Below are 16854 nucleotides of genomic sequence, written 5' to 3'. Positions count from 1 at the left end.
TCTACTGCCAAACAGAAGAAGGACAGGAACATGACGACCGATACGATGGAAGCGCCCCAGCCCGCCCGTTCGCGCGCGGTCTTCAGCCAGGAGGATTTCGGCCTGATCCGCACCGCCATCGCCCACTATCTCAAGGAAGTGCAGGACCAGCCGGAATCGGTCAAATATGCCAATCTCTACCACCGCCTCGGTCGCGTGGCGTAAGTCCGTCATAGCGAGGGCCGCAGGCCCGCAGCAATCCATGGATTGCTTCGCTGCGCTCGCAATGACGAAGGTGGAACAAGAAAAGGGCGCGGGATCACTCCCGCGCCCATTTTCTTGTCTCGGCCTGTTCCGGTCAGAACAAACGCGTCAGCCCATAGAACAGCGCGCCGATCGCGGCCGCCGCCGGCAGGGTCACGACCCAGGCGACGATGATGCTCGACGCGACGTTCCAGCGCACCGCCGACAGCCGGCGGGATGCGCCCACGCCGACGATGGCGCCGGTGATGGTGTGGGTGGTCGATACCGGCACACCCAGATGCGTGAATACGAACAGGGTGATCGCGCCGCCGGTTTCCGCGCAAAAGCCCTGCGCCGGGGTGAGGCGGGTGATCTTCGACCCCATGGTGTGGACGATCTTCCAACCACCCAGCAGCGTGCCCAGGCCCATCGCCGCCTGGCAGCTCAGCACCACCCACATCGGCACATGGAAGCCGCCGGTCAACAGCCCCTGCGAATAGAGCAGCACCGCGATGATGCCCATCGTCTTCTGCGCGTCATTGCCGCCATGGCCCAGCGAATAGAGCGATGCGGAAACCAGTTGCAGCTTGCGGAACACCCGGTCCGCGCCCTGCGGCGTGAACTTGCGGAAGATCCAGCTGATCGCCAGCACCAGCATCAGCGCCAGGAACAGGCCGATGGCGGGGGATATCACGATCGCCGCGCTGGTCGTGAACACGCCGTTCCATACGATTGCCGCCAAGCCTGCCTTAGCCGTGCCCGCGCCCAGCAGGCCGCCGACCAGCGCATGGCTGGAGGAGGAGGGAATGCCCAGCCCCCAGGTGATCAGGTTCCAGGCGATCGCCCCCATCAGCGCGCCGAAGATCACCGACGCATCGATGATGTCCGCGCTGACGATGCCCTTGCCCACCGTCTCGGCGACATGCAGGCCAAAGAAGAGGAAGGCGATGAAGTTGAAGAAGGCGGCCCAGGCGACCGCATATTGGGGTTTCAGGACCCGCGTCGACACGATGGTCGCGATCGAGTTGGCGGCGTCGTGCAGGCCGTTCAGGAAATCGAACAGCAGCGCGACGCCGATCAGCGCGATCAGCAGCGGGAAGGCGAGATGGGCTTCCATATCCGGTCAGGCCTGTCAGGCGTGGTCGATGACCAGGCCGGAAATCTCGTTGGCGACGTCCTCGAACCGGTCGGTCACCTTTTCCAGATGGCTGTAGATTTCGTTGCCGACGATGAAGTCCATCGGATTGCCGGCACGGGCCTGTTGGTAGAGAGCCTTGAGGCCCGCCTCATGCAATATGTCGGCATGGCCTTCCAGCTTGACCAGCCGTTCGGTCAGGTCGTGCAGGCGGGCCGAGTTGATGTTGAGCGATCGCAGCAGCGGCATCGCCTCCGCCGTGATCCGCGCGCATTCGACGATCAACGCGCTCATGTCCTGCATCTGCGGCGCGAAGTCCTTGACCTCGTACAGCGCGATTGCCTTGGCGGTCTGGTTCATCTGGTCGATCGCGTCGTCCATCACGCCGATCAGGCCGGTGATGGCGCTGCGGTCGAACGGGGTGACGAAGATGCGGCGGACGTCCTGCAGCACGTCGCGGATGATGTCGTCCGCTTCATGCTCGCGGTCCGATATCTCCTTGATATGCTCGGCCATGTCCGGGCCGCCCTTGAGCAGCTTGGCCAGGGCATCGGCGCCGGCAACCAGGGTGGCGGCATGATCCTCGAATTGCTCGAAGAAGCGCCCCTGCTTGGGCATCAGCGCGTGAAACCAGCGCAGCATTCCAGTCCTTTCACTTTGCTTCTCGCGGATCGCCAGCAGCAACCGGAGGAACCAGCCCGGATCAGCGGGTGGTTCGCGGAAAGCCGCGATGATCGATTGAAGATCGGGTTCGTCGACGGCCTTTGCGGCTTCGGCGACGGAAAACCAGCGCAACTCGCGCTGCCCTTTTTCGGGCCATTGCGTCAGATGGCCGGTGACGGCAAGCGGAAAAACCTCGACGCTCGCCTCGCGCGACTTGCCGCTGCGCTTGCGCTTGTCATAGCTGTATCGACCGATCGGCGCGGGACAGGCGATGCCATGAATGCCCGCTTCCTCGAACGCCTCGACCTCGGCGGCGCGATGGCCGGCCAGGCCCTTGATGCGATTGCCCTTGGGGATCACCCAGCGGCCGGTGTCGCGCGATGTGATCAGCAGGATCTGCATCGACCCGTCGATCGGATCGCTGGTGTAGGGGAGAGCGGCAATCTGGCGCATTATCGGCGGCTCACGGGCGACCTGCCCGAATCCTCATATGCTGCCGCAACGCGTTCCATCGGCGCTATGTAACGAAAATGTCATTTTTTGCAATCGCTCCCTTCGCCCAGGGGGCCAGGCGAAGGGAGCGAGCGGCGCCCCGCTAGGGAACGCATGGGAGGCTGGTGTCAGATCGACAGCCGCGCCGTCAGGCGGATGTCGCGCCCGGCGAGCGGCGCATAATCCTTGAGGAAGCTCGCCGCGCGGCGGGCTTCGACGTCAAAGATATTGTTCGCCGACAGCATCAGCGTCGTGCGGTTATTATCCTTGAACGGCTTCCAGGCGATCGATGCGTTGACCAGGGTGAAGCCATCGGTGTCGGTCTCCTGCACGGCAGTGCGGTTTTGCGCGAAGCTGTGCTCCACCTCGCCGCGGATGCTCAGGCGATCGCTCTGGGCTTCCAGCCCGCCCATCAGGCGCATCGGCGGGATGCGCGGTGCCGGGCCATTGTCGATGATGGTCGCGCGGACATAGTCGGCCACGCCATCGGCGTTGATCTTGTAGCCGCCGACCTCGCCCAGCTTGACCGTCGCTTCCGCCTCGAAGCCCAGATAGCGCGCGTCGGCCTGATGATATTGGAAGCAGGGGAATTCCAGTTCTTCCCCGCCATTCACCGCCATGCAGGCATCGTCGGCGACCTGCGTGTCATAGATGTAGCCGGAGAACCAGTTATGATAGGCCGACAGCGCCACGGTATAGCCCGGGCCTTCGCCGCGCAGCGTGCCTTCGATGCCCCAGCTCTTTTCCTTGCCGAAATCCGGGTTGCCCAGTTCGAACGCCTGGGTGCCGGCATGATTGCCGCGGGCGAACAGCTCTTCGGCCGACGGCGCGCGTTCGGTGCGCGACAGGTTGAGGCCCACCCGCCAGCCCGGCACGATCTGGTGGCTGGCGCCGATCGAGCCTGAGAAGGTATCGAAATTGCGGTCATAGGCCGGGTTGAACAGCGTAGCGTCGGCATCGGCGCTGACATCGGTATGCTCGTAACGGCCGCCGACTTCCACGCGGGTCGACCCCAGGTCGATCGACTGCAAGGTGAACAGGCCCAGTTGGTCGGTCTGGTTGCGCGGCAGGAACTTCTCTTCGCCCACGACATAGAATTTGCGGGTAAAGAATTGCGCGCCGATCGCCCCGTCCCAGCCGCCGCGCTTGGCCTGCACCAGTTCCAGTCGCGATTCCATCGACTGGTTGTAGAAGGTGGTGCCGACCTCGCCGGTGTCCTCGATCTCCTGATGCTGATAGTCGGCAAAGCCCGCGCGCAGCCGGATCGTGTCGAGGAACCCGCCATTGACCGGCACTTCGGCGCGCATGTCGACGCGGTCCTGCTTCATGTGCAGCCGCACCTGTTCCGCTTCGCCATCGGGATCGAGCGAATAGCGTACCGGCACGCCATAGAAATTGTCGGTGTGCGCGACCGAGAAGCCCAGATTGCCGCCATCGGTGATCAGCGCCGCGCCGGCCGCGATTTCCCAGGTTTCCGCCGCACTGTTGGGCAGCTTGCCGTGCAAGCTCGCCAGATCCTGAATGTCGGGATCGCTGCTCGCCGCCGCCTGCGCGCGCAGCGCCGGGGTCAGGATATAGGAACCGGTGTCGAGGTCGCCGGTCTTGGAATAGCTGCCGTCGACATGGACGACGAACTTGTCGCTCAGCGGCACTTCCAGCTCGCCCGACCCGGTGCGCTCGTTCGACGCGCTGCCATAGGTGCCGATCGCGTCGACATGCACCGGCTCGTCGGGCACGCGGCGCGGAATACGGCTGTCGATCACATTGACGACGCCGCCGATCGCGGACGAACCATAGAGCAGGGCGGCCGGGCCGCGCAGCACCTCGATCCGGTCGGCGGTCAGCGGGTTGATCGCGACGGCATGGTCGACCGAGGTGTTGGACACGTCGAAGCTGCCGATGCCGTCGGTTAGGATGCGCACGCGCTCGCCCTGGAAGCCGCGCAGCACCGGGCGGGAGGCATTGGGGCCGAAGGAGGTGGCGGACACGCCGGGCTGCCGCGCCAGCGTCTCGCCGATCGTCGGGCGCAGTTCGCGAGTCAGTTGCTCGCCCGACACGACCGTCGTGCCTGACAGGATGTCGCCCTGCTTGCGGGGGATGATCGCAGTGACGACGATATTGGCCTGCTCATCATGATAGGCCTGGTCGCCGGCATCGGGCTTGGCGGCGCTTTGCGCGAAGGCGGGAAGGGAAAGGCACAGCGCGGAAAGGGCGCAGCCGGCGCGCAGCGGCGAGGGGCGGAACATCAATTATGTCATCCTAGCAGGGGGAGCGGATGGCTGTCGTCTATCGGTCATGATACATCATATCAAGGTCCATTCGCCCGGCTTGTCGCAACTCTGTTGCGATGCAGCGCTATTATTGCCGACTGTGGCTTTCGTGCATCGGCCCGCACCGGCGCATCTCGGCGCCGGGCCGTGGATCATGCTGTCGGGAAAGACGGATGCGCGACGGATTCCCGCAACCCCATCGGGTCAGAGGAACAGGAAATCCGCCAGCGCCTGCACGCCGGGGCGTGACAGGGATCGTTCGTTGACGGTCTGGCGCACTTCGATCGCGGGCAATGGCACATCCAACGACAGCCGACGAATGCCGCTCATCCGCCCCAGGTCGCGGGCCATCGGGCCAAAGGCCGCAAAACATCCGGCGCCTTCGCGCAGGGTGGTGATGATGTCGAACATATTATCGGTTTCCAGCACCACCGGTCCCAGTCGCGCGCCGCCACGCGCCAGCGCCGCGTCGATGATCGGGCGCAACCCGTTGCGCGGATCGATCGCCAGTTGCGGCGTGATGGCCAGGTCGCCGCGCGACACGCTGTTCGCGCGCGCCAGCGGATGGTCCGCCCCGGCATAGAGATTGACCTGTTCCGACCAGCCATAGCGCGAGGGCAACCCTGCCGGCTCTTCCAGCGCATAGAAATAGGCGATGTCGGCACGCAGGGATTCGATCGCCCGTGCTGCCTCGACCGCCGACTGGACGCTCAGGTCCAGGGTGATGGCGATATCGTCATTGGCCTCCTCGAACGCGGTCAGCGCATCCTGGAAATGGCCGAACACCGGCGCGGGTGTCGCCAGGATGATGGCGCGATTAGGCGCCTTGGGCGCGGCCGGCAACTGCGCATCGGCGTCCAGTAACAGCTCGGGCGGCGCGGGCGGCGGCCCGGGTTGCGGAGCGGGGGCGGGCGCCTCTTCCTCGGCCCATTGATCGGGGTCGTCCTGCGCCAGCAGGGTCATGGCCTGCGCCGTGCGCCGTCCGGCCGGGGTCAGCCGGGCAGCCCCGCGAAGATCGTCGAACAATCGATAGCCGAGCCGCATTTCCAGCGATGCCATGTCGCGTTCGATTTCGGCGGACGAGACCCCCAGCGTCCGGGCGCAGCCGGCCAGGCTGCCGGCGGCCACCATCTGCGCGAAAATGTCGAGTTGGCGCAGGGATGGGTTTGTCATGGTCGAGCGATAGAACAAAGACGAGACGGGGTTAAGGGGCGATCTCTGCCATTTACCATCAATGCTCTGTTGACGAAGCCCCCACAATGATGGCAGGGCGCTTCGCCTGACGGGCGGGTATAGCTCAATGGTAGAGCACTAGCCTTCCAAGCTTGTGATGCGGGTTCGATCCCCGCTACCCGCTCCAGTCTCGTCCAAACCCCTGAAAAACAGTTATCTTACCCGTCCTTGCTGATATCCAGGGCACTCTTCGCGCGGTCGATGGCCGGCGCGGGATCGTGGGTCTTCTGTCGCCACCCACCCTTGGCGGTGCACCGGTTCGTCGTGTCCCTGCCGTGGCAGGCGGGATCGTTGCCCGCGTCGCGGCGTTGTTGGTGGCGAGAGGAACGCCATGCCCATATTTGCCACTGCCCGCCGTGAAATCCTGAGCCGTCCGCTCTTTTCCCTGGTCCAGTCCGCGCTGCCGCCGCTTTCTGATACGGAAAGCGAAGCGATCGATGCCGGCAATAGCTGGTGGGATGCCGCGCTGTTCACCGGCAATCCGGACTGGAACCAGTTGCTCGCCATCCCTCGGCCCATCCTCACGGCGCAAGAGCAGGCGTTCATGGAGGGGCCGGTCGAAACGCTTTGTGCCATGATCGACGATTGGCAGATGAGCTGGGAAACACGCGACCTGTCGCCCGAGGCCTGGGCTTATATGAAGGCGCAGAAATTCTTCGGCATCATCATTCCCAAAACCTATGGCGGGCTCGGCTTTTCCAATTTCGCCCATAGTGAGATCGTCCGCAAGATCGCGACCCGATCGGTATCGGGGGCGGTCACGGCCATGGTGCCCAATTCACTTGGCCCGGGCGAATTGATCCTGCGCTTCGGCACCCAGGAACAGCAGGCCTATTGGCTGCCCCGCCTTGCCGACGGGCGGGAAATTCCCGCCTTCGGCCTGACCAGCCCGGAAGCGGGGTCGGATGCGGCAGCCATGGTCGATGAAGGGATCGTCTGCCGCGGCGTCTGGGAAGGGCGCGAAATACTCGGCATCCGCCTCAACTGGCATAAGCGCTATATCACTCTTGGGCCGGTCGCGACGATCCTGGGCCTCGCCTTCAAGTTGCGCGATCCCGACCATCTTCTTGGCGCGCAGGCCGAGCGCGGCATCACGGTCGCGCTGGTGCCGACGCATCTGCCCGGGGTCGTGATCGGACGGCGCCATCTTCCCTCGATGCAGAGTTTCCAGAACGGACCGAATGAAGGGCATGATGTCTTCATTCCGCTCGACAATATCGTCGGCGGACCTGAGCGGGCTGGTCAGGGCTGGAAGATGCTGATGAGCGCGCTGGCTGCCGGGCGGGGTATTTCCCTGCCGTCGCTCTCGGCGGCGGCTGGGGCCTTCGCCGCCCATACGACCGGTGCCTATGCCCGTGTTCGATCGCAGTTCAACCTGCCGGTCGGCCGGTTCGAGGGGGTGCAGGAGCGGCTGGCCCGGATTGCCGCCAATGCCTATCTGCTCGATGGTGCCCGCCGCCTGACCTGCGCCGGCCTTGATCAGGGTAATCACCCCGCCGTTATCTCCTCGATCCTCAAGCTCCACGCGACCGAGCGGATGCGCGTCGTCATCAACGATGCGATGGACGTGCATGGCGGCAAGGCGGTGATCGATGGGCCGCATAATTATCTGGGCAATCATTATCGCGCGATTCCGGTGGCGATCACTGTGGAGGGCGCCAATATCCTGACCCGCAGCCTGATGGTGTTCGGTCAGGGGGCGATCAGGTCCCATCCCTATCTGTTGCAGGAAATCCGTGCCATCGGCGAAGCGGATGGGACGCGGGCCTTGGCCGAATTTGACGCGGTGCTGTGGAAGCATGTCGGCCATGCACTCAAGACGGCGATTCGGGCCTTTGCACGCAGTTGGAGCGGCGGTCTGTTTGCGCCTGCGCCGCGGGCCGGACGCGCCACGCGCTTCTATCGGCAGATGAGCCGTTATGCCGCGGGATTCGCCTTTCTGTCGGACATCGCCTTCCTGACGCTGGGCGGTGAGCTCAAACGGCGCGAAATGCTGTCGGCGCGGCTTGGAGACATATTGTCCGAACTCTATCTCCTTTCCGGCGCGCTCAAGCGCTGGGAGGATGAAGGCCGTCAAGATACCGACTTCCCCCTGCTGACATGGTGTATGGACAATGGCTTCGCGACGATCGAGCAGCGTTTTGCCGAAATCATCGCCAATTTCCCGGCGCGCCCGGTCGGCTGGATGTTGCGGCTGTTCCTGCTGCCCTATGGCCGTCGCCGGTCGGGGGCCAGCGATCGGACGGTCCGGCAATGTGCCGCCATCATCCTGGAACCCAATCCGGCGCGCGATCGGCTGGTCGACAATATCTTCATCGGTGCGGCCGAGGAGCCGGTCGCGCGCCTGACCGAGGCCTTCCGTCTGACGGTCGATACCCAGCCGATCCACGACCGGCTGCGCAAGGCGAAGATCCGGGACTGGCGCAGCGCGCAGGCACGCGGCTTGCTCACGGATCAGGAACTGGCGCAGTTGCAGGTCGCCGACAAGGCCGTGGCCGACATCATTGCCGTCGACGACTTCGCGCCGGAGGAATTGACCGGCAGGCCGGTTACCCATGCGCTTGCCGATGCGGCGGAATGAGTCCGTTTATGGGGTCAGGACGCCGTCGCAGTGGTCCTGTTGCGCAGGCGGGGCTTGTTGAGGAGGCGCAGGGCAATCCATCCCATCAGCAACGGTACGCTGCACAGGGCGATGGCTGCCAGCATGAGGTGATCGGCTGCGAAATCAAATTGCGCCAGCCGCCCACCGGCGAAATAGCCGGGCAGCAGCAATGCCGGTACCCACAGCAGGGCAGACAGGATGTTGGCGATCTGGAACGGGATGTGCGGCATCTTCACTGCCCCGGCGACAACCGGCACGGTCGACCGGATTGGACCCAGGAAGCGACCAATCAGCACGGCGATGAAGCCATAGCGCCGGAAGAACAGGCGCGCGCGGGCGAAGGCCAATTGATGCCCGCGCAGCCAGCGATGGCGATAAATGGCGGGGCCGACCGATCGGCCGAGCGCATAGGATAGCCAGTCGCCCAGGATCGCGCCGATCGCCGCGCAGGCAAAGACCGGGGCGGGGTCCACGAAACCTGCACCGATCAGCCCGCCGACCGCGACCATCGTTGCGATTGCCGGAACGAACAGGCCGATGACCACCAGCGATTCGAAAAAAGCCAGCAGGCCGATGATCGGACCGCTCCACCAGGCATAGCGGATGATCGCGCTGATTATGAGGTCGGACAGGTCAGACATGCGGGCAGATCCTAGGGCGGACAGATGAGCCTTTGGTTAACCAATGATCGGTTGCCCGTCGGCGGCGTCTGGCAGACGCCTTTGCCGGTATTGGAACGGATCGGCTAGACGAAATCCGCAATGGCTCGTCAACGTCATCCGTTGCGCGTCCTGCCGTCGGGCAAAAGATTTTCCATATTCGCTCCCGGGAGATTCGCGCCGATTTTCAAATGATTGACGCAAAAATGAAATGAAGATGAAGGCTTGGCTCGGACCATGTCTTCAATCTTAAATCTAACTGTCTTGAAGACGCCATATCTGCCCCTTTGACAAATGAGTGAATCATCAAAAAGGGGTTATATTTCATGCTGTTAAATAATATCGCGCGCAGCATGCTGCTCGCTGGATCGGCGCTGGGGTGCGTCATCGCCTCGACCGCCTTTGCGGCCGATGCTGCCCCCGCAGTTGAAGCCGCACCCGACGATTCCGGCCTCGGCACGATCGTCGTCACCGCGACCAAGCGTGAGACCAACCTGCAGGAAACGCCGATCTCGATGGCGGTCCTGGGTGATGCGACGCTGAAGGATCGCCATGTCCAGAGCCTCTATGACCTGGCTGACGGCGCCGTCCCCTCGCTGCGCGTCGCGACCTTCGAGGCGCGCCAGAGCGCACTCACCATCGGCATTCGCGGCATCGTGCCGCTCGACGCCAACCAGCCCGCGCGCGAACAGGGCGTCGGCATCTATATCGACGGCGTCTATATCGGTCGCCAGCACGGCCTGAACGCCGGCCTGTTCGACGTCGAACGCATCGAAGTGCTCAAGGGGCCGCAGGGCACGCTGTTCGGCCGCAATACCGAAGGCGGCGCGCTCAGCATCGTCAGCAAGGCGCCGACCGGCGAATGGGGCGGCCAGATCGACGCGGGCATGGGCAATTATGGCAGCGCCACCGGCGACTTCCACCTCAACCTGCCCAAGGTCGCGGGCTTTTCGGTCAAGCTGGACGGCATCATCCAGCATCAGGACGCCACCACCAAGGATCCGCTCGAAGGCCAGACCGGCTGGAACTATTATAACCGCAAGGGCTTCCGTGCCGCCGTCCGCTGGCAGCCGACCAGCACCATCACCAACGACTTTGCCTATGATGTCGCGCGTGATGCCAACACGCCCTTTTACAGCCAGTTGCTGAACTATAATCCCAATGGCTGCGCCGCCGGCACCCAGGCTTCCCAGCCGGCCTGCGCCCTGCCGGGCACCAGCTACACCAACCTGACCGGCACGGTGAAGCCGCTGCTGCCCGGCGTGGTGGTCAATGGCGACACCCGCATGAAGACCGCCGACATCGGCGTGCCGCAGCAGCCCAGCATCGACAAGACCCATGGCTTTACCAACAATCTGAAGTGGGACGCGCTGCCCGAACTGCAACTGCGCTCGATCACCGCCTGGCGCGGCGTCGATGCGACCCAGTGGGATAATAGCGGCGGCGCCCATCGCGTCCCCGTCGTCAACCTGACCTCGGCCTGCACCCAGGCCGCGCCCTGCGCCTTCAGCCGCTACAGCCTGGCCGATCTGCGCCAGCGCCAGTTCAGCCAGGAAATCCAGGCGGTCGGCACCGTCGGCAAGATCGACTATGTCGCCGGCCTCTATTATTTCAACGAACATGTCAGCGATGACGCGGCGACGCCAAACTCGAACGGCGTCTATCTCAACAGCGCTGGCCAGGCGGTCTACACCATCCTCAACAGCTGCACCGGATCGGGCGGCTTCGGGTCGGACGTGGGCTGTCGCTCGATCGACCGCGCCTCGGAAGTCTGGTCGAAAAGCTATGCCGCCTATGGCCAGCTGACCTGGAACGCGACCGACGCGCTGCACCTGACCGTCGGTGGTCGCTACACGCATGACGACAAGAAGGGCGTGCTGCACTATTCGCGCAACGTCAATTATGACGTGAATACCGCCGCCGCGGCCGCGGCCGGCTATCAGCCGCTCGACGAAAGCTGGAACCGCTTCAACCCGATGGCGACCCTGGCCTATGACGTCAGTGACGACGTCCATGTCTATGCCAAATATGCCACCGGCTATCGCGCCGGGGGCGCCAGCTCGCGCACGGCCAATTATCAGGCGTTCGATCCGGAAGACGTGAAATCCTATGAAGTCGGCCTGAAGTCGGACTTCTGGGATCACAAGGCGCGCTTCAACCTGGCCGCCTACATCATGGACCGCAAGGACAGCCAGGTCGACATCAGCTCGATCCAGCCGTTCAACGGCTCCAACTTCAACAATCTGGTCACCATCAATGCCGCCGGCACCACCAAGATCCGGGGTGTCGAGGCCGACCTGACCCTGAACCCGGTCGAAGGCCTGACGCTGAACGCCTCCTACGCCTATACCTATACCAAGATCCCGCTGGTGCCGATCACCTATACCGGCACGGACGGCGCATCGACCACGGTCGACCAGCGCTTCTACGTGGTGTTCACGCCGCGCAACGCGGCCAGCGGCTCGGCCGACTATGACCTGCCGGTCCATGGCGGCGACGCGCATCTGCGTTTCCACATCGACGGCAATTATTCGCAGGCGACCCAGACCTTCGACCAATATGCCACCAAGAATGATGCGTCGCTGATCTTCAACGGCCGTATCTCGCTGGCGGATATCGATGTCGGTTATGGCCGCAAGCTGACGCTGGGCATCTGGGGCCGCAACCTGTTCGATGAACAATATGTCTATCGCCGCGACCCGTCGAACAGCCTGCCGGGAGCGCCGACGACCAGCGTGTCGACCGGCAGCGTCAACAATATCCTGGGCGACTATGGCAATTTCAACGCGCCACGCACCTTCGGTGCCGATGCGACCGTGAAGTTCTAAAGGTCCGGACCATCGAAAGGCCGGCGCGACGGGCAATCGTCGCGCCGGCCTTTTCGCGTCTAGGTGGTCATCGGTTCGGGCAGGGGCAGGGTGATCGCCACCCGCAGCCCCGGCACGGCATCCTCCAGTGTCAATGTGCCATGATGCAGCCGCGTAATCGCCGCCGCCAAAGGCATGCCCAGCCCATGGCCGCTGGCCGGCCGGCTGCGATCCAGCCGTCCAAAGCGGCGCAGGGCAATGGCGCGCTGTTCGGCCGGAATGCCCGGCCCATTATCGGTGACGACAATCGCGATGCCACGCGCCAGCCGCTCGACCGCTATGTCTATGTCCGTTCCGGCGGGCGTGTGCCGGATGGCATTCTCCAGCAAATTCGCCAATAGTTGCGAGAGCAATTGGCGATCGCCCACCAACCGCACGCTATCGTTCCGGCCGATCCGGATATGATGCCCGCTCTCCTCGGCCAGGGGCGCCACCATCTCGACGATTTCGTTGATCAGCCCGTTCAGATCCAGCGGTGCGAAGCCGGCGCGGCGCGATCCGCTCTCAATCTCGGCAATACGCAGCATCGCCCCGAACATTGTCAGCAGTTCGTCGGCCTGTTCGGTCGCCAAGCGCAGTTCGGGCCGGATCGGGCCGGCTTCAACCCGATCTTCCAGCAAGGCCAATTCGTTGCGCAGTCGCGCCAGGGGCGTGCGCAGTTCGTGCGAAATATCATTGGTGACGTTGCGAATCTCCGCCATCAACATGTTCATGCGGTCGAGCATGTGGTTGAAGGCTGCCGCCTGTCGGTCAAACTCGCCGCCGTCCCCGGCGATCGGCACCCGGCGGGACAGGTCGCCTTCGATGATCGATTCCGCCGTTATCCGCATCTGTTCGATCCGCGCACCGACCAGTTGGCGAAACAGCAATAATCCTGCCAGCACGACAATGATGATCGCGCCAAAGCCGGTCAGGTAGATGCGCCGCCGTGCCGCAAAATAATCGTCGATCGGCTCGGTTTCGGCGAACACGGCGAGCCGCAATCCGTCACCAACCTCCCGCACCAGCGCGCGCCCGGCGCTCAGTCCCTCGATCCGGTCCTGCCGGTTGAGGGAAGAAAATCCCAATGGCAACGTCCGCGTCGCCCGCACATTGCCCGCGATCCAATGGCCCTTGTCGTCGGTCAGCAGCAGACCCAGGTCGCCGGTGTCGCGCTGGCCTGCCAGCGCGCGAATGCGCTGTTCCAGGGCGGCGCGCCTGACCTTCATGCCGGTGGGCGCCAGCGCCTGACTCTCGGCCTCGATCCTGCGGTCGACCAGGCTATTGATCGCGGACAGCGTGGCGAAGAAGGTGCCTGCACCAGCAAACAGCGTGGCGGCCAGGAACAGGGTCAGAAAGGCGATCGTCAACCCCCGCAGCGAAAGCGGACGGCCGATCATGCCCGCAGCATATAGCCCAGGCCGCGCTGCGTACTGATCGGATCGTCGCCATGCTCCAGCAACTTCACCCGCAAATGCCGGATGTGCGCTTCGACGATATTGGTGGCGGGCACGAAGTCATGACCCCAGATACGCTCGATCAGCATCGGTCGGGTCATGATCGTGCCGGCGTTGCGGACCAATTCCAGCAGCAGCTTGAACTCGGTTTGCGACAGGGTCAGCGCCACGCCAGTGCGCCACGCCCGCAGCCGGGACGGGCTGATCACGATATCGCCCGCACTGATCGTGTCGGTCGGTTGCTCGTTCGCGCGCCGCGCGCGCAACAGGGCCAGCAGCCGGGCATTCAGTTCCAGCGGATCGACCGGCTTGACGACATAGTCGTCGGCGCCGGCGTTGAAGCCTTCGACCTTGTCGAACACCTGTCCCAAGGCGGTCAGCATCAGGATCGGCAGGTTCATGCCGGCCTCGCGCAGTTGGCGTAGCACGGTAATGCCGTCGATGTTGGGCAGCATCCAGTCCAGGATGATGATGTCGAAGGCTTGTTGGCCCACGATCGACAAGGCCGCCGGTCCGTCGTCCGCCGTTTCGACCTCATGCCCGAATTGCGACAGTTGAGCGACCAGTTGCCGCTGCAACTGCTTGTCATCTTCGACCAGAAGAATGTGCATGTTCATGGAATATCACGCCCGGGAAATCGCCGACAGCCTCAGCATATCGCTACGCTTCGCGCAACGCCATTCCGTCGGTGCGCTGCACCGGACGGGCTATCGGGGGACTGGGCCGGTACTGCCGCGCGCGACCAGGGAAAAGAGGAAGGCCGGCGCGCCGGTCGCATCGGTCACCAGCGCGTCGATCGCGGCGCGGCCCATATGCTCCAGCGGCTGGCGTACCGTCGTCAGCGGCGGCCAGCTGGTCAGGCTCGCGGGCGTATCGTCAAAGCCGGCGACCGACAGATCTTCGGGCACGCGCAGCCCCATGTCATGGGCAAGCGTCAATACGCCCAGAGCCATATCGTCATTGCTGGCGAAGATGGCGGTCGGCGGTTCGGGCAGGTTCAGCAACGTCGCGCCGGCGGCGATGCCGGATGCGAAGTCGAACCGGCCGGCAACGAACAGGCTTTCATCGATCGGCAGATTTGCGGCGGCCAGCCCGTCGCGAAAGCCGGCAACCCGTTCCAACGCCGCCTTGTGGGTCGCAGGCGGGGTGATGACGGCAATCCGCTTGTGGCCCAGGCTGGCGAGATGATCGGCGACCATGCGTCCGCCGCTGTGTTCGGGTGTTGGCATGTTGATGCTGCCCGCGTCGCTCGATCCGGCGATCCGGGCGCAGGGCAGTTTGAACGCCGCCAGCCGCGCCAACAGTTGCGCATCGTCCGACAGCGGCGGGACCAGGAACACGCCGTCGGGGCGCAAGGCGGCGACCAGCCGGTCCAGCACCTCGATCCGTTCTTCGCCACTGTCCGAAATCGGTTCCACCACCAGATGATAGCCCAACTCGCGGCACCGCGCGGCGGCGCCGGACTGGATGCCACTGGTATAGCTGGGGGCGGGGTTGCTGTAGAGATAGGCGATCATGAAGGATCGCCCGCCCGCCAGCCGCCGCGCCGACTGGTTGGGGCGATATCCCAGCTGCTCGATCGCCGCATTCACCCGCTCGCGCAGTTCGTCGCTGACGTTGGGCGCCTTGTTGACAACGCGGGACACCGTCTTGATCGAGACTTTGGCGAGGGCAGCGACGTCGTGGATGCTGGGCATGGTTTTCCTATGGGGCCGGGCCAAAGGCGACTGGTGTCGCCCTGGGCCAAAGGCGACTGGTGTCGCCCTGGGTCTGTGTGGCACTATCCCCCATAATGGGAAGGGTGGAAGATGAGCAACGTCATTAATTTTCGTCTCGCGCGCAAGGCCAGGGATCGGGCCGACAAGGTGCGCACGGCAGACGCCAATCGGGCGAAGTTCGGCCGTACAAAGGCGCAGAAAGTCTCCGATGAGCAGGAAGAACGTCGAAAGGCATCCCTGTTGGATGGTGCGCGTCTTGAAGGGGGGAATGATTTGGGCGGAGATGATTGCTGATATGAAGTGATGATGTAAATCTTTTGTTCATTTTCAAAATGAACGTATATTCATGTTTGTCATATATTTTTCAGTTCATCTATATTGGTAAACAGATCGTCCCGCATTTGAGGATGTGCTTGAGGCGAATGGGGATGGTCGGCGGTTGATCTATCGCTATGACCAATAATATTCGATCCATCCGTCCCGCCTCGGCCGCGATCGCCGCTGTCCTGGCATTGTCCGCAACGCCCCTGCTGGCGCAGGAAGTCATGACGCCCCCGCCGGCCGCGTCCACAACGCCGCCTGCTGCACCCGTCGACATCGCCCCGGCAATGCCGGCGGCGCAGGCCGCACCTGCAGCGCCTGCCACCCCGGCGGCGCCGGTCTTCGCGCCCAGCCAGCCGGTCGTGCAGCAAACCCCGCCGACTCCGGAGCCGCAGGCTGAAGCGCCCGCCGTGCAGGAAAGCCGCGCTGCTTCGGCCGCACCGGCGCCTAGCCGTGCGGAAGCCCGCCGGGCGGCGCCTGCTTCGGCCCCGATGCCTGCTTCAGCTCCGACGGTTGTCGAGCGCACCGAAGCGCCTGCCCCTGTAGCGCCTGTCCCTGTAGCGCCGGCCGCAACGCCGGCCCCGGAACCGGTCGCGGCTACCCCTGCTGCAGAGCCGGCGACGGCTGCAGCACCAGCCGAGCAGCCCTCGGCCCTGATCGATCCGGCGCTGCTGCTGGCGCTGGGTGGCGGTTCGCTGCTGTTGGTCGGCCTTGGCGCCACCGCCATCGTCCGTCGCCGCCGCCAGCGTGTCGAGGCGCAGCGTGAAGCGGTCGCGCCGATTGCGGCTGGCCCGGCCCCGGCACCTCTGCCGCTGGCGCCCGCCGCTCCAGTCGCGGCGCGCACTCCGCTGGCTGCAGCCGCGCCGAGCAATGATGTCGAAGCGATGGTTGCCGCTGCGCCCAGCCGCGACAATCCCTTCCTGACCCAGCGCAACCGCCGCCGCCGCGCCCATTTCCTGCTCGCCCAGCGGCAGGCGCTCCGCACGGCCGATCCGGTCGCCCGCACTGCGCCGGTTGCGACCCAGGCCAGCGCCCCGGCGCCTGATCGCAGCCAGACTGTCTATCGCTTCGGCAGCGATCGTGCCCGTCCGGGCCTGTTCAAGCCGCGCACCAACTGATCGGCGCACTGATCTGATGGGGAAGGGGATGATGGCCTGCCATCGTCCCCTTTGCCATGCCTGTCCTACAGCCAACATTTGCCGTTAGAAGCATGGGGCAGGAAAGAAGGCTGCGCTT

13 protein-coding genes and 1 tRNA gene are annotated in these 16854 nt (G+C 64.3%); 6 read left to right on the top strand and 8 right to left on the bottom strand.

From position 1 onward, the window contains the following. The first annotated feature begins 30 nt into the window (after positions 1 to 30). Positions 31 to 204, top strand: coding sequence for a hypothetical protein (locus PMI04_RS17430; RefSeq protein WP_004208258.1), 174 nt, complete (start codon positions 31 to 33; stop codon positions 202 to 204). Positions 205 to 337: 133 nt separating this feature from the next. On the opposite strand, the gene PMI04_RS17425 is transcribed toward PMI04_RS17430, so the two are convergent. The 4 genes from PMI04_RS17425 to PMI04_RS17410 form a co-directional block, all read right to left on the bottom strand. Further along, complete coding sequence (locus PMI04_RS17425; protein WP_007713697.1) at positions 338 to 1339, bottom strand: inorganic phosphate transporter; 1002 nt, start codon at positions 1337 to 1339, stop codon at positions 338 to 340. A 15-nt stretch (positions 1340 to 1354) separates the two neighbouring features. After that, a complete protein-coding gene (locus tag PMI04_RS17420) occupies positions 1355 to 2473 on the bottom strand; it encodes a DUF47 family protein (RefSeq protein ID WP_007713694.1) in 1119 nt (372 codons plus the stop codon). A 167-nt stretch (positions 2474 to 2640) separates the two neighbouring features. Next, positions 2641 to 4758: a TonB-dependent receptor gene (locus tag PMI04_RS17415; protein WP_007713692.1), complete on the bottom strand. Its 2118-nt coding sequence runs from the start codon at positions 4756 to 4758 to the stop codon at positions 2641 to 2643. A gap of 228 nt (positions 4759 to 4986) precedes the next feature. Next, positions 4987 to 5955 carry a LysR family transcriptional regulator gene (locus PMI04_RS17410; RefSeq protein ID WP_007713689.1) on the bottom strand — a complete coding sequence of 323 codons (969 nt, stop codon included), beginning with the start codon at positions 5953 to 5955 and terminating at the stop codon, positions 4987 to 4989. Positions 5956 to 6068: 113 nt separating this feature from the next. Between PMI04_RS17410 and PMI04_RS17405 the strand changes: the two genes are divergently transcribed. Beyond that, positions 6069 to 6142, top strand: a tRNA-Gly gene (locus tag PMI04_RS17405). A gap of 204 nt (positions 6143 to 6346) precedes the next feature. Continuing rightward, on the top strand, positions 6347 to 8596 hold the full coding sequence (locus tag PMI04_RS17400) for an acyl-CoA dehydrogenase (protein WP_007713687.1): 2250 nt from the start codon (positions 6347 to 6349) through the stop codon (positions 8594 to 8596). A 14-nt stretch (positions 8597 to 8610) separates the two neighbouring features. Here the strand turns inward: PMI04_RS17400 and PMI04_RS17395 are convergent, their stop codons facing one another. After that, on the bottom strand, positions 8611 to 9258 hold the full coding sequence (locus PMI04_RS17395) for a DedA family protein (protein ID WP_007713686.1): 648 nt from the start codon (positions 9256 to 9258) through the stop codon (positions 8611 to 8613). A 344-nt stretch (positions 9259 to 9602) separates the two neighbouring features. On the opposite strand from PMI04_RS17395, the gene PMI04_RS17390 reads away from it, so the two are divergent. Continuing rightward, positions 9603 to 12104 carry a TonB-dependent receptor gene (locus tag PMI04_RS17390; RefSeq protein ID WP_007713685.1) on the top strand — a complete coding sequence of 834 codons (2502 nt, stop codon included), beginning with the start codon at positions 9603 to 9605 and terminating at the stop codon, positions 12102 to 12104. 59 nt (positions 12105 to 12163) lie between these two features. Here PMI04_RS17390 and PMI04_RS17385 read toward each other — a convergent pair whose 3' ends face one another. From PMI04_RS17385 to PMI04_RS17375, 3 genes are all read right to left on the bottom strand, one after another. After that, positions 12164 to 13522 carry an ATP-binding protein gene (locus PMI04_RS17385; RefSeq protein WP_007713684.1) on the bottom strand — a complete coding sequence of 453 codons (1359 nt, stop codon included), beginning with the start codon at positions 13520 to 13522 and terminating at the stop codon, positions 12164 to 12166. Continuing rightward, complete coding sequence (locus PMI04_RS17380) at positions 13519 to 14196, bottom strand: response regulator transcription factor (protein WP_007713683.1); 678 nt, start codon at positions 14194 to 14196, stop codon at positions 13519 to 13521. The genes PMI04_RS17385 and PMI04_RS17380 overlap by 4 nt, the downstream gene beginning before the upstream one ends. Positions 14197 to 14286: 90 nt before the next feature. Then, on the bottom strand, positions 14287 to 15276 hold the full coding sequence (locus tag PMI04_RS17375) for a LacI family DNA-binding transcriptional regulator (RefSeq protein WP_007713682.1): 990 nt from the start codon (positions 15274 to 15276) through the stop codon (positions 14287 to 14289). A gap of 111 nt (positions 15277 to 15387) precedes the next feature. Here PMI04_RS17375 and PMI04_RS17370 point away from each other — a divergent pair, with 111 nt between their 5' ends. Together PMI04_RS17370 and PMI04_RS17365 are read left to right on the top strand one after the other, a co-directional pair. Continuing rightward, positions 15388 to 15591, top strand: a complete 204-nt coding sequence (locus PMI04_RS17370) for a DUF4169 family protein (protein ID WP_007713681.1) — start codon at positions 15388 to 15390, stop codon at positions 15589 to 15591. Between the two features lie 158 nt (positions 15592 to 15749). Then, positions 15750 to 16736, top strand: coding sequence for a hypothetical protein (locus tag PMI04_RS17365; protein WP_283184810.1), 987 nt, complete (start codon positions 15750 to 15752; stop codon positions 16734 to 16736). Positions 16737 to 16854: the final 118 nt, after the last annotated feature.

Source organism: Sphingobium sp. AP49 (assembly GCF_000281715.2).
Lineage (GTDB): Bacteria > Pseudomonadota > Alphaproteobacteria > Sphingomonadales > Sphingomonadaceae > Sphingobium.
This window is presented reverse-complemented; position numbering and strand designations above follow the sequence as displayed.

Bases quoted from the DNA above. Each gene is read 5' to 3' on its own strand.
- PMI04_RS17400 (WP_007713687.1), top strand. From the start codon at position 6,347: ATGCCCATATTTGCCACTGCCCGCCGTGAAATCCTGAGCCGTCCGCTC.
- PMI04_RS17375 (WP_007713682.1), bottom strand. From the start codon at position 15,276: ATGCCCAGCATCCACGACGTCGCTGCCCTCGCCAAAGTCTCGATCAAG.
- PMI04_RS17365 (WP_283184810.1), top strand. From the start codon at position 15,750: ATGACCAATAATATTCGATCCATCCGTCCCGCCTCGGCCGCGATCGCC.
- PMI04_RS17415 (WP_007713692.1), bottom strand. From the start codon at position 4,758: ATGTTCCGCCCCTCGCCGCTGCGCGCCGGCTGCGCCCTTTCCGCGCTG.
- PMI04_RS17430 (WP_004208258.1), top strand. From the start codon at position 31: ATGACGACCGATACGATGGAAGCGCCCCAGCCCGCCCGTTCGCGCGCG.
- PMI04_RS17370 (WP_007713681.1), top strand. From the start codon at position 15,388: ATGAGCAACGTCATTAATTTTCGTCTCGCGCGCAAGGCCAGGGATCGG.
- PMI04_RS17425 (WP_007713697.1), bottom strand. From the start codon at position 1,339: ATGGAAGCCCATCTCGCCTTCCCGCTGCTGATCGCGCTGATCGGCGTC.
- PMI04_RS17420 (WP_007713694.1), bottom strand. From the start codon at position 2,473: ATGCGCCAGATTGCCGCTCTCCCCTACACCAGCGATCCGATCGACGGG.
- PMI04_RS17390 (WP_007713685.1), top strand. From the start codon at position 9,603: ATGCTGTTAAATAATATCGCGCGCAGCATGCTGCTCGCTGGATCGGCG.
- PMI04_RS17380 (WP_007713683.1), bottom strand. From the start codon at position 14,196: ATGAACATGCACATTCTTCTGGTCGAAGATGACAAGCAGTTGCAGCGG.
- PMI04_RS17410 (WP_007713689.1), bottom strand. From the start codon at position 5,955: ATGACAAACCCATCCCTGCGCCAACTCGACATTTTCGCGCAGATGGTG.
- PMI04_RS17385 (WP_007713684.1), bottom strand. From the start codon at position 13,522: ATGATCGGCCGTCCGCTTTCGCTGCGGGGGTTGACGATCGCCTTTCTG.
- PMI04_RS17395 (WP_007713686.1), bottom strand. From the start codon at position 9,258: ATGTCTGACCTGTCCGACCTCATAATCAGCGCGATCATCCGCTATGCC.